This is a genomic window from Tropicibacter oceani, from assembly GCF_029958925.1.
Classification (GTDB): Bacteria; Pseudomonadota; Alphaproteobacteria; order Rhodobacterales; family Rhodobacteraceae; genus Pacificoceanicola; species Pacificoceanicola oceani.
Genome location: NZ_CP124616.1, coordinates 1,845,075 through 1,857,423, shown reverse-complemented (window position 1 = coordinate 1,857,423; position 12,349 = coordinate 1,845,075). Strand labels below are relative to the sequence as shown.

Here is a 12,349-nt window from a genome sequence, read left to right as displayed (position 1 = left end):
ATGAAGGACACGAGCATGACCGAAGCCTATATCTATGACGCCCTGCGCACGCCGCGCGGCAAGGGCCGCAGTGACGGAAGCCTGCACGAGGTGACCAGCCTGCGGCTGAGCGCGCAGGTGCTGAACGCCGTCAAGGAACGCAACGGCCTTGAGGGCCATGCTGTCGAGGACGTGATCTGGGGCAATGTCACCCAGGTTGGCGAGCAGGGCGGCTGTCTTGCGCGCTCGGCGGTTCTGGCCTCTGATCTGGATCAGTCGATCCCGGGCCTGGCGATCAACCGGTTCTGTGCCTCGGGCATGGAAGCGGTGAACCTGGCCGCCAACCAGGTCAAGGGCGGCGCGGGCGAGGCCTATATCGCCGGCGGAGTCGAGATGATGGGCCGCGTGGCCATGGGCAGTGACGGCGCGGCGATTGCCGTCGATCCCAGCCTGGCCATGGAGACCTATTTCGTGCCGCAGGGCATCAGCGCCGACATCATCGCCACCGAATACGGGTTCAGCCGCGATGACGCTGACGCGTTGGCGATGGAATCCCAGCGCCGCGCCGCCGCCGCATGGGACGACAACCGCTTTGCCAAATCGGTCATCACCGTGCGCGACATCAACGGGTTGCCCATTCTGGAGCGCGACGAATACATGCGCCCCGGCACCGACATGCAAAGCCTGGGCGGGCTGAAGCCGGCCTTCAAGGACATGGGCGAGGTCATGCCCGGTTTCGACAAGATCGCCCTGATGAAATACCCGCATCTTGAGCGGATCAACCATATTCACCATGCGGGCAACTCTTCGGGGATCGTGGATGGCGCGGCGGGTGTCTTGATCGGCAACAAGGAATTTGGCGAAAAATGGGGGCTGAAGCCGCGCGCGCGGATCCGGGCCACCGCCAAGATCGGCACCGATCCGACCATCATGCTGACCGGCCCGGTTCCCGTGACCGAAAAGATCCTCAAGGACAGCGGCATGTCGATCAGCGACATCGACCTGTTCGAGGTCAACGAGGCCTTTGCATCGGTGGTTCTTCGCTTCATGCAGGCCTTTGACGTTGACGCAGACCGGGTCAACGTCAATGGTGGGTCCATTGCGATGGGGCACCCGCTGGGCGCCACCGGCGCGATCATCATCGGCACCTTGCTGGATGAGCTGGAGCGCACCGGCAAAGGCACGGGCCTGGCGACGCTTTGCATCGCCTCGGGCATGGGCGCCGCCACGATCATCGAAAGGGTATAAGGCCGGATGGAGCAGGCAAGGCAGCAGTATCAAGACATTCTGGACGCGATGACCGATGCCATGCGCGACCGGAATGCTGCTGCCTTTCTGCCGCATATCCAGCTTCCTATGATCATGACCACGGTGGACGGGACCATCACCTATGACGATCCCGACCAGGTCACCGCTTCGTTCGATCGCTACATGAACGAATTGGACAGCCGCGGCGTTGACCAGTTGAAACGGATCTGCATTTCGGCCCGGGTCGATGACCTGGGGGTGCTGGACGGCTATCACCAGACCAGCCTGTTCAAGGGCGCTGATCTGGCGATCGAGCCCTTTACCACGCGGCTGAAATTCCGCCGCGGCGCCGGCGGAGGCTGGAAGAACTTTCGGTCCGAATCCGGGTTGGCCAACGAAAGCTGGCCGATCCTGCCGGACCATGCCCACCAGCAACCGCCCCAAGGGTTCGAGGGCGACGACATGAAGGCCTTTGGCCTGTTCCAGGCGCTTTTGAACGTCGTCACCCAGCATTACCTGACCGGCAATGTCGAGGGGCTGCACAGCTGCGTCGCCTACCCGCTGGAAATGCAAGGCCGGCATGGCGACACCGTCATTCGCAACTTTGCCGAGCTCAGGGCCGATTTCCAGCTGTACCTGGACGAATTCCGCATTCACTCGGTCACCGACATCCTGCGCATCGTGCGCAATGCCCGGTTTGTCAGCGACACCGAAATCCGTGGTCAATACAAGACCTATATCCTGAACAAGGAACGCTTTGTCGTGGACCCCTACGAAAGCGAGATGACACTGGCACTGATGCCGGACGGCACGTGGCGGATGAAGGCGGTTCACCACAGCCTGGGACATCTGAACTGGCGGCGCGAGGAGGTCACTCAATGAACGAAACCACCGCACTGGAGATCTATCGCAAGCATCTGGACCTGGTGACGACAGCGGTCTGGGAGCGCAATTGGGACGTGGTCAAACAGAACCTGGCGGTTCCCACGGTCCTGCGGTCGCAAGATACCGAACTGGCGGTCGAAACGATGGACGATCTGTTCGATGCCATCAAGGAAGTGCGCGCCAGCATGGTGACGATGGGTGCCACGGCCTATTTCCGGGTGGCCCGGCATGCCGAATTCTCGGATGCGCTGATGACGCGGATCGAGGGGCGGCACACGACTTATATCATGACTGGCGGCTACTATGCCTTGCCGCCGTTCGAAAGCACGCAGACCCTGAAACTGGAAAACGGGGTCTGGAAAGGCTGGAACATGCGCGCCGGTGTCCGGAACTCGACCCTGACGGTCATCAACCCGGCAACCGCGCGCCGGCTGGCGCCCCGCCCGCCTGCCCGGCCCGATACGGCGAACGGGACCTGAGCGATGCCCAAGATCGATCTGAACGAAGTTCCCGTCACCACCGGGTCCAGCTATCCCAAGCCATACGACCAGATGTTCGCGGGACGCCGGCAGCTGCGGCTGGGGCAGGCTTCGGGGCTCACGCAGTTTGGTGCCAACCTGGTGCGGCTGGCGCCGGGGGCCATGTCATCGTTGCGGCATTGGCACGAACAGCAGGATGAATTCCTGATGGTGACCGAAGGCGTGCTGACGCTGGTCGATGACAAGGGCGACACCGAAATGCGCCCCGGCGATTGCGCCGCCTTTCCGGCGGGCGATCCCAACGGGCACCACATGGTCAACCGCTCGGACAGCATCGGCGCCTTTCTGGTGGTCGGCACCCATACCCCGACCGAAACCGGCTGGTATTCGGACATCGACATGAAGGTCGAAAGCCAGGGCGGCAATTTCCACTTTACCCGCAAGGATGGCGGCGCGTTAAAGCCGATGGCCGAGATCTTCGAGCCGATCGGCGAAAACCTGACGCGGGCTTTGATCTCGGGCGATTTTGCGCTGTACGAAACCCTGTTCGAGCTGCCCACCACCATCACCGGGCGCGATGGCACCAGCTATGTCATCAGGGACCGCGCGGCGCTGGAAAAGGATTTCGCGCTGTATCGGCACATGATCCGGATGCACAGCCTGACCGACATCGTGCGCGACATCCAAAGCCGCGAATTCCTGGACGGCGGCACACGCAAACGCGTCACCGCCAAGGTGCACCTTCTGAGCGGCGCGCAACTGGTGATGGACCCGGTGCTGTCGCATTTCTGGCTGCATGACGGGCCCGACGGCTGGCGCATCACCAGCATCGAAAGTTCGCGTGATCACATCAACTGGACGCTTGGCCTGGACCAAACCACGCCGCAGGCATCCCCCGAAACCGAATAGAACATCGGCCCACGCCGCAGGCAGGCCGCGAAACACGACAGACGGAGCAAGACATGAACGATTTCACCATGGTCAAGGGCGACGACGGCGTCGCTGTCATCACATGGGATGTGCAGGGCAAATCCATGAACGTGATGTCGATGGAGGCCTGGCCCCTTCTCGACGCCCTGTTCGACGATGCGCTGTCCGATGACAGCGTCAAGGGCATCGTGCTGACCTCGGGCAAGGACAGCTTTGCCGGGGGCATGGACCTGAACGTGATCGCCAAGATGAAGGAAAGCGCCGGGGACGACCCCGCGCGCGGGCTGTTCGACGGCACGATGAACGCCCACGGCATCCTGCGCAAGATCGAGCGCGCAGGCATGGACCCCAAGACCAACAAGGGCGGCAAGCCGATCGCCGCCGCCCTGCCCGGCACCGCGCTGGGCATCGGGCTGGAAATCCCGCTGGCCTGCCACCGCATCTTTGCCGCCGACAACCCCAAGGCCAAGATCGGCCTGCCGGAAATCATGGTCGGGATTTTCCCCGGCATGGGCGGCACCACGCGGCTGGTGCGCAAGATGGGGGCGATGGCGGCCTCTCCCTTGCTGCTTGAGGGCAAGCTGAACGACCCCAAGGGCGCGATGCGCGCAGGCGTCGTCGACGAAGTGGTGGCCCCCGAGGACCTGCTGGCCAAGGCCAAGGAATGGGTTCTGAACGCCAAGGATGCCGATATCGTCAAGCCCTGGGATCAAAAGGGCTACAAGATGCCCGGCGGCGCGCCCTATCACCCGGCGGGCTTCATGACTTTTGTCGGCGCCAGCGCCATGGTCAACGGCAAGACCAAGGGCGTCTACCCCGCCGCCAAGGCTCTGCTGAGCGCCGTCTACGAAGGCGCGATGGTGCCCTTTGACACCGCCCTGAAGATCGAGGCGCGCTGGTTCGTCAACGTGCTGATGAACCCCAGCAGCGGCGCGATGATCCGGTCGCTGTTCATCAACAAGGAAGCGCTGGAAAAAGGCGCGGTGCGTCCCAAGGACGTGCCCGATCAAAAGGTGTCCAAGGTTGGCATCCTGGGGGCGGGCATGATGGGCGCGGGCATCGCGCTGGTCAGCGCCCAGGCCGGGATCGAAGTGGTCCTGCTGGACCGCGAACAGGCCGCCGCCGACAAGGGCAAGGCCTATACCGAAAGCTATGCCGCCAAGGGCGTGCAGCGCAAGAAGGTCACCGAGGACAAGGCCAAGGCCATGGTCGACCGCATCACCGCAACCACCGATTACAATGCGCTGGCCGATTGCGACCTGATCATCGAAGCGGTGTTCGAAGACCCCAGGATCAAGGCCGAGGTGACAAAGGCCGTCGATGCGGTGACCGGCGATGATTGCATCTTTGCCACCAACACCAGCACCCTGCCGATCTCGGATCTGGCGAAGGCGTCCAAGAACGCCGAGAACTTCATCGGCATCCACTTCTTTTCGCCGGTCGAAAAGATGCTGCTGGTCGAGATCATCAAGGGCAAGCAGACCGGCGCCCGCGCCGTGGCCAAGGCGCTGGATTTCGTGCGCCAGATCCGCAAGACGCCCATCGTGGTCAACGACGCGCGGTTCTTCTATGCCAACCGCTGCATCATCCCCTACATCAACGAAGGCATTCGCATGGTCAAAGAGGGCATTGCGCCCGCGCTGATCGAGAACGCCGCCAAGATGGTGGGCATGCCGCTGGGGCCGCTGCAACTGGTCGATGAAACCTCGATTGATCTGGGGGCCAAGATTGCCCGCGCCACCCGCGCCGGCATGGGCGATGCCTATCCCGACGGCGAGGTCGACGAAGTGATCTTCTGGATGGAGGAACAGGGGCGTCTGGGCCGCAAGGCCAAGGCCGGGTTCTACGACTATGACGACGCGGGCAAGCGCACCGGCCTGTCCGAGGTCGTCAAGGCGCAGTACCCGCAGGCCGAAGACCAGCCCGACCTGATCGAAGTGCAGCACCGCCTGCTGTTCGTGCAATCGCTCGAAGCCGTGCGCGCATTGGAGGAAGGTGTGCTTGAGGATATCCGCGAGGGCGACGTCGGCGCGATCCTGGGTTGGGGCTTTGCGCCCTGGTCGGGCGGTCCGCTGTCCTGGCTGGACATGATCGGCAGCCCCTATGCCGCCGAACGCTGTGACCAGCTGGAGGCCGCGCATGGGCCGCGTTTCCACTGCCCCGAGTTGCTGCGCGAGATGGCCAACAAGGACCAAAGCTTTTACGGCCGCTTCGGCGGCACGGCCACGAAAGCGGCCTGACGATCCCGGGCGGGGGCCAAGGCCCCTGCCCGACCCGCCGCGTTACAGATCGCGGCGTCTTTGCTGGTCGAACTGCGGCGCCATGGTGCACCACTTTTCCTCGACCGCGACCCAATGGACATCCCCCGATGTGGCGGCGATGACGATACGCCCCGGTTCGGTGGTGACCAAAGAGGCGGCCAGAAGGTTCAGAAAGACGGCCAGTGCCTCGGCTGAAATACACATGTGACGTTCATCCTTTCGATGGGCCAGATCCCTGGCTGCGGTGCGCCCCCTCGCTTTCGTACATGCGACGAGCTTAGCGAATATTGGTTAACAACTAGCCCGCCTGGTGCATTTGTCCCGGATCAGGTCGTTGCGACGATGATCCGACTGTCACGCGCCCCCTTGCCATTCCGGTCACAAGGCAACACGATGCGGCCAGCTCGAACCGGAAAAGACCCATGAAATCTGCGGACAGAAAACTGGATGACGCGGCACGCGCGGCCTGGCTGGCCTATGTCGCGGGCATGAAGCAGGACGAAATCGCCATTCTGATGGGGATTTCGCGCCAGTCTGCCCAACGTCTTGTCGCCCAGGCAATGAGCGCCGGATTGGTCAAGACCCGGATCGACCACCCCATCGCCGAATGCATGGAACTGACCCATGCCCTGAAGGACCGCTATGGGCTGAGCCATTGTGAAGTCGTCCCCTCGCTGGGATCGGTGCAGGCCTCGGGGCAGGCCGTGGCGCTGGCCACCGGCGTGATGATCGAAAACTGGCTGGGCCTCGAAGCGCCGCAGGTGATCGGGCTGGGGACTGGGCGCACGCTGCGCTCGGCGATCGAACACATGCCGCATCTCAGCTGCGCGCAACACAAGATCGTGTCGCTGACCGGCAATATCGCGCCCGACGGGTCCACCGCCTATTACAACGTTCTGTTCACCATCACCGAAAAGGTGTCGGCCCAGACCTATCCCATGCCGCTGCCCGTCATCGCCGCCTCGGCCGAGGAACGGTTGGCCCTGCTGGGGCAGGCGACGCTGGCCAATACCCGCGCCCTGGCCGAACGCACCGACGTGCGCTTTGTCGGGGTCGGGCCGATGCTGGAAACCCCGCCGCTGGTGGTCGATGGCTTCATCACCGCCGAAGACCAGAAACGGCTGGTCGACAAGGGCGCGGTGGGCGAAATCGTCGGCTTTGTCTTTGACCGCGATGGCCAGCTGATTTCCGACGAGATCAACGACCGCGTCAGCAGCGCCGCGCTGCGCCCTGCCCCGGACGGCCCGACCATTGCCGCCGCCCACGGGCCGGACAAACTGGCCGCCATCCGCGCCGCCCTTGCGGGCGATCTGCTGAACGGGCTGGTGACCGACGCCGACACCGCGCGGGCCCTCGCCGCGCGCTGATCCCTTTGCAGTTGCAGCAACGATTTTGCGCCGCAACATGCGCTTATTTCTTGCCGAAACCGGTTTCGGACGTTCCCCTAAGGGCGGGAGGACGAATCGACAGATGCAAGACAGCGCCATTGCACAGCCACGACCAACGTCCGGGAAACGGGTCACCATCTCGGATCTGGCACGGCATCTTGACCTGACCAAGGGCACGGTCAGCCGGGCGCTGAACGGCTATTCCGACATTTCCGAGGCCACCTGCCTGCGGGTGCGCAAGGCAGCGGACAAGCTGGGGTATCGCCCGCTGTCCCAGGCCCAGGCGATCCGCACCGGGCGGTCACGCTCGATCGGGCTGGTGCTGGAAGTCACCGAGCACGACGCCCACCGCCCCTTTGTGGCCGAATTCCTGGCCGGCCTGTCCGAGGCCGCATCGCGCGAGGACTGGACCATGACCGTGGCCACCGCCGCCAGCGACGACGACACGCTGCGCCTGATGCAAAAGCTGGCCGATGAACGCAAGGCCGACGGGTTCATCCTGCCGCGCACGAAACTGCGCGATCCGCGTGTCGCCTATCTGCGCAGCCATGGCATCCCCTTCATCCTGTACGGCCGCACCGAGGACCCGACCGGCTGCGCCTGGTTCGACATCGCCAGCGAAGACGCCATGGCCGAGGCGGTCCAGCGGCTGGCGGCACTGGGGCATCGGCGCATCGGCTTTGTGCCCGGGGCCACCGGCTATACCTATTCCAAGCTGCGGCTTGAAGGTTATCGCGCGGGGCTGGCCGCGGCGGGGCTGGATTTCGACCCGGGCCTGGTCGCCGACCCGGCGGTCGGCGCCGCAGCGGGCGAAGCGGCGGCGCATGGGCTGGTGTCGCTTGACCGCCCGGCCACGGCGATCTTGTATTCCGTCGACCGCGCGGCGCTTGGCGCCTACGAGGCGGCGCGCCAGCGCGGCCTGCACATCGGGCGCGACCTGTCGATCATGTCCTATGACGGCATCCCCGAGGGCGATCTGATCGAACCGAAATTGACCACATGGGCCGTCGACACCCGCAAGGCGGGCGCGCGTCTGGCCGAAATGCTGATCCATCTTATCCGGGGCGCCGCAGTCGAGGACTGCCGCGAATTGGTCCCGGCCAGTTTCCAGGAGCGGGGCTCGCACGGGGCGCTGCCGGAATGACCCAGAACAGAACCAAAAAGGGAGAGAAGACAATGACCAGACAGATGAAACTTTTGACCAGCAGCGCGATGGTACTGGCCTTCATGGCCGGCGCCGTGTCTGCCGACACCATTCGTTTCTGGACCACCGAGGAACAGCCCGAGCGCCTGGCCAAACAGGAAGAAATGGCTGCCGCCTTCAAGGAGATGACCGGCACCGAGGTCGAGGTGATCCCGGTTTCGGAAAGCGATCTGGGCACCCGCGCCACCGCCGCCTTTGCCGCCGGCGATCTGCCGGACGTGATCTATCACACGCTGCAATACGCCCTGCCCTGGGCCGAAGCCGGCATCCTGGACACCGAGGCCGCGTCCGAGGTGATCGAGGCGCTTGGCGCCGACAGCTTTGCCCCCGGCGCGCTGGCGATGGCGGCCTACGAGGGCGAAACCGCCTCGGTGCCCGTGGATGGCTGGACGCAGATGATCGTCTATCGCAAGGATCTGTTCGATGCCGCAGGGCTTGCCGCGCCGACCAGCTTTGCCGCGGTCGAGGCCGCGCTGGAAGCGCTGCACAACCCGCCGGAAATGTACGGTTTCGTCGCCGCGACCAAGGTCGACGAAAACTTCATGAGCCAGGTGCTGGAGCATGTCTTCCTTGCCAACGGCGTGTCGCCGGTCGGGCCGGATGGCTTTGCACCGCTGGACGAGGCCAAGACCATCGAGGTCCTGGACTTCTACAAGAAGCTGGCCGAATCCTCGCCTCCGGGGGATCTGTACTGGGACCAGTCGCGCAGCCTGTATTTCAGCGGCAACGCGGCGATGATCATCTGGTCGCCCTTCATCCTGGACGAACTAGCCGGCCTGCGTGACAGCGCTCCGCCGACGATCAACGACGATCCGACCAGCCCGGAGCTGGCGTCGAAAACCGGGATCGTGACGACCTTTGCCGGACCGTCCAACCCCGATGGCGCGGCCTGGGGCGACATCCGCTATTTCGGCATCACCACCGATGCGGACACCGACGCGGCGATGGATTTCGTCAAGTTCTCGATGGACGAAGGCTATGGCCAGACGCTGTCGATCGCGCCCGAGGGCAAGTTCCCGGTGCGTGCTGGCACCATGGACGAGCCCAACAAGTTCAAGGACCTCTGGGCGACCCTGCCCGTGGGCGTGGACCGCAAGGCGCCGCTGGGCGATCTGTATGACAAGGCGATGATCGACGAGATCGTCGGCGGTCTGGACGTGGCCCAGCGCTGGGGTGTCGCCGATGGTCAGCTGTCGCTGGCTTCGAAGATGATCAACAGCCAGGCGATCAACCGCATCGTGCGCCAGTACATCGACGGTGAAGTCGATGCCGCGGCCGCCGTGGCGGCGATGAACGCCGAACTGGGCGCCATCGAGTAACTGCCTGCCCTGCCTGCCCCGGGCTTGTCCCGGGGCCTTTCCCTTCGCGCTGTTGGCCATGAGGCCCCGGGTCAAGCCCGGGGCGCGGAGGGCCCGTTTCATCAAAGGCACCTGCCATGACCGACATGACACCTCCGACAGGCACGACGCCCCTGGCCCGGCGCGAGGCGCGCCTTGCCTGGGGCCTGTTGGCCCCCACGTTGATCAGCGTCGCGCTGGTCGTGGTTCTGCCCCTGCTGGCGATCTTCTGGATTTCCTTCAAACCGATCGGCCTGTCCGACCTGCGCCCCGCCGCCGCGGTGGTGCGCGAAAACCTGCGCGGATCGGGCGACGATCTGCGCATCGAGTACCGCATCCGCAATTCAAGCCAGGACACCGAGGTGACGGATGTGTCCCTGCGCGACACGATACCCGACGGCCTGGTGCTGGGCGAACTGCCGCCGCAGTGCACCCTGACCGGGCGCGCGCTGGCCTGCGACATCGGCACCCTTGAGCCGGGGTACAACGAACGGCTGCTGCTGCCCGCGTCGACCGCCGATGAGGACGCGGCCGAACGCAGCGCCGAGGACAGCGCCCCAGAGATCAGCGGCCGGTCCGACAGCATCCTGACCAATGGCACCTTTACGCTGGAGAATTTCGCCCGGGTCTTTGACGGAGCCGAGTTCTGGTCGGTGCTGTGGGTGACGTTGTTCTATACCGTCTTTGGCACCATCGGCGCGCTGCTGGTCGGGCTGTTCGCGGCGCTGCTGCTGGACAAGAGCTTTCGCGGGCAGGGCATCCTGCGGGGGCTGTACCTGTTTCCCTATGTCGCGCCGGTGATCGCGGTGGCCTTTTCCTGGCTGATCCTGTTCGATCCCTTTTCCGGCAGCGCCAATGCCCTGCTGATCCAGATGGGTGTGACCGAAGAGGCCATCAACTTTTTCGGGCAGAAGCCACTGGCGCTGATCATGGTCACGGTGTTCGAGATCTGGCGCTATTTCCCGCTGTCCTTCCTGTTCATCCTTGCCCGGATGCAAAGCATCGACAGCGACATGTACGAGGCGGCGGACATGGACGGCGCCAGCCCGTTCCAGCAGTTCTGGTATCTGAGCCTGCCTCAGCTTCTGGGTATTCTGAGCGTGCTGTTCCTGCTGCGCTTCATCTGGACCTTCAACAAGTTCGACGACATTTTCCTTTTGACGGGCGGCAATGCCGGGACGCGCACCTTGACGGTGAATGTCTATGAGCAGGCCTTTGCGGTGTCGAACATCGGCGCCGGCGCGGCGGTGGCCGTGGTGATCTTTCTGTGCCTTCTGAGTTTTTCCGTCGTCTTCTTCAAATACGTCAGCCGGGAGGAAGGGCTATGAGGACTTTCGCCTGCCTGCGGCAGCCGACCGGCCGGGGGGCGCTGCCCCCCGGACCACCCGGGATATTTGATGCACAAAGAAACAAGGAGTGGGGCGCATGACTTTGTTCAGGCATGGCTATGTGACCGGGCCGGTGATTGGGGTGCTTTGGGTCTTTGTGGCGGCGGTGACGGTTTCGGTGGCGATGAGTTTTGCCACCGGGGCGGCCTTTCGGCCGTCGGCGTTCTATGCGCTGATCGTGGGGGCCCCGCTGGGGGTGGCCTGTCTTGGGGTGCGGCGCAAGCGGATTGTCGTCGCCGCCGGTTGCATCGGCTTTGCCCTGGGCATGGTGATGGGCATCGGGCCGGTGCTGAGCACGGACACCGGGATCGGGCTGCGGCTGGTGACCGGGGTGGCGCTGGGGCTGGCGGTGTGCTGGCCGCTGCTGCATTTCCTTGAGAACCTGAGCCGCTCTGCCGTGACCCGGCATGTGTTCGAAGAGGCGGTGATCCGGTTCCTGACCGGCTTTGGCTATGTGTTTTTCACGGCCATCGTCGCCATCCCGTTTTACGTGATGGTGATGACCAGCCTGAAGAACCAGTCGCAGCTGATCCAGAACCCGTTGGATTTCTCGTTGGACTGGTCGCTGGGCTGGGGGGTGCTGCGCAGCTATACCGAATTGTTCCGCGATTTCAACTTTGGCACCTACATGCTGAATTCGCTGGTCATTTCGGTGCTGACCGTCTTTATCACCCTGCTGTTCAGCATTCCCGGCGCCTATGCGGTGGCGCGGTTGCGGTTCAAGGGACAGGCGGTTTTCTCGCGCTCGATCCTGTTGATCTACATGGTGCCGATCATCGTTCTGGCGCTGCCGATCTACATCGCCTTTTCCATGACCGGGCTGCGCAACACGGTTGTCGGCATCCTGATGATCTATCCGGTGACGACGATCCCGGTGGCGCTGTACATGCTGCAGGGGTATTTCCGCGGCCTGCCCGCCGAGATCGAGGAAGCGGGGTTGATGGACGGGCTGAGCCGGTTGCAGGTGATCTGGAAGATCACCCTGCCGCTGTCGCTGCCGGCCATGGCCTCGGTGTCGCTTTATGTCTTCATGATTGCCTGGAACGAATTCCTGCTGGCCTTCATGCTGCTGGACGATCCCAGCAAATTCACCCTCACGCGCGGAATTGCCAGCCTCAATTCCTCGGAAATTCCCAGGCAGCACCTGATGGCGGGCTCGGTCGTGGCGACCGTGCCGATCATGGTGCTGTTCCTGGGATTGGAACGTTTCATGACCAAGGGCCTGACGGCCGGATCGGTTAAAGGATGAC

11 protein-coding genes are annotated in these 12,349 nt (G+C 63.8%); 10 read left to right on the top strand and 1 reads right to left on the bottom strand.

Annotated features, from left to right (window positions below; all coding sequences use genetic code 11):
* Nucleotides 1-15 precede the first annotated feature (15 nt).
* From QF118_RS08960 to QF118_RS08940, 5 genes are read left to right on the top strand one after another with little or no spacing between them, the layout of a single operon-like run.
* A complete protein-coding gene (locus QF118_RS08960) occupies nt 16-1,227 on the top strand; it encodes an acetyl-CoA C-acetyltransferase (protein ID WP_282302439.1) in 1,212 nt (403 codons plus the stop codon).
* Nucleotides 1,228-1,233: 6 nt separating this feature from the next.
* A complete protein-coding gene (locus QF118_RS08955; RefSeq protein WP_282302280.1) occupies nt 1,234-2,109 on the top strand; it encodes a hypothetical protein in 876 nt (291 codons plus the stop codon).
* Nucleotides 2,106-2,591 carry a hypothetical protein gene (locus QF118_RS08950; protein WP_282302279.1) on the top strand — a complete coding sequence of 162 codons (486 nt, stop codon included), beginning with the start codon at nt 2,106-2,108 and terminating at the stop codon, nt 2,589-2,591. Before QF118_RS08955 ends, QF118_RS08950 begins: the two co-directional genes overlap by 4 nt.
* Before the next feature lie 3 nt (nt 2,592-2,594).
* On the top strand, nt 2,595-3,500 hold the full coding sequence (locus tag QF118_RS19790; RefSeq protein WP_317133905.1) for a cupin domain-containing protein: 906 nt from the start codon (nt 2,595-2,597) through the stop codon (nt 3,498-3,500).
* 53 nt (nt 3,501-3,553) lie between these two features.
* Nucleotides 3,554-5,761: a 3-hydroxyacyl-CoA dehydrogenase NAD-binding domain-containing protein gene (locus tag QF118_RS08940; RefSeq protein ID WP_282302278.1), complete on the top strand. Its 2,208-nt coding sequence runs from the start codon at nt 3,554-3,556 to the stop codon at nt 5,759-5,761.
* Between the two features lie 42 nt (nt 5,762-5,803).
* Here the strand turns inward: QF118_RS08940 and QF118_RS08935 are convergent, their stop codons facing one another.
* Nucleotides 5,804-5,986 carry a hypothetical protein gene (locus QF118_RS08935; protein WP_282302277.1) on the bottom strand — a complete coding sequence of 61 codons (183 nt, stop codon included), beginning with the start codon at nt 5,984-5,986 and terminating at the stop codon, nt 5,804-5,806.
* A gap of 218 nt (nt 5,987-6,204) precedes the next feature.
* On the opposite strand from QF118_RS08935, the gene QF118_RS08930 reads away from it, so the two are divergent.
* The 5 genes from QF118_RS08930 to QF118_RS08910 all read left to right on the top strand — a co-directional run bounded on the left by QF118_RS08930 (nt 6,205) and on the right by QF118_RS08910 (nt 12,348).
* Entirely contained in the window at nt 6,205-7,149 is a 945-nt protein-coding gene (locus tag QF118_RS08930; RefSeq protein WP_282302276.1) for a sugar-binding transcriptional regulator, read from the top strand.
* A 103-nt stretch (nt 7,150-7,252) separates the two neighbouring features.
* A complete protein-coding gene (locus QF118_RS08925) occupies nt 7,253-8,314 on the top strand; it encodes a LacI family DNA-binding transcriptional regulator (protein ID WP_282302275.1) in 1,062 nt (353 codons plus the stop codon).
* Between the two features lie 32 nt (nt 8,315-8,346).
* The gene (locus tag QF118_RS08920; protein ID WP_282302274.1) at nt 8,347-9,693 is read left to right on the top strand and encodes an ABC transporter substrate-binding protein; all 1,347 of its coding nucleotides are present in this window, start codon (nt 8,347-8,349) and stop codon (nt 9,691-9,693) included.
* Nucleotides 9,694-9,809: 116 nt separating this feature from the next.
* A complete protein-coding gene (locus tag QF118_RS08915) occupies nt 9,810-11,039 on the top strand; it encodes a carbohydrate ABC transporter permease (RefSeq protein WP_282302273.1) in 1,230 nt (409 codons plus the stop codon).
* A 97-nt stretch (nt 11,040-11,136) separates the two neighbouring features.
* Nucleotides 11,137-12,348 (top strand): carbohydrate ABC transporter permease, encoded by a 1,212-nt coding sequence (locus tag QF118_RS08910; protein WP_282302272.1) that lies wholly within the window; start codon nt 11,137-11,139, stop codon nt 12,346-12,348.
* Nucleotide 12,349 lies beyond the last annotated feature (1 nt).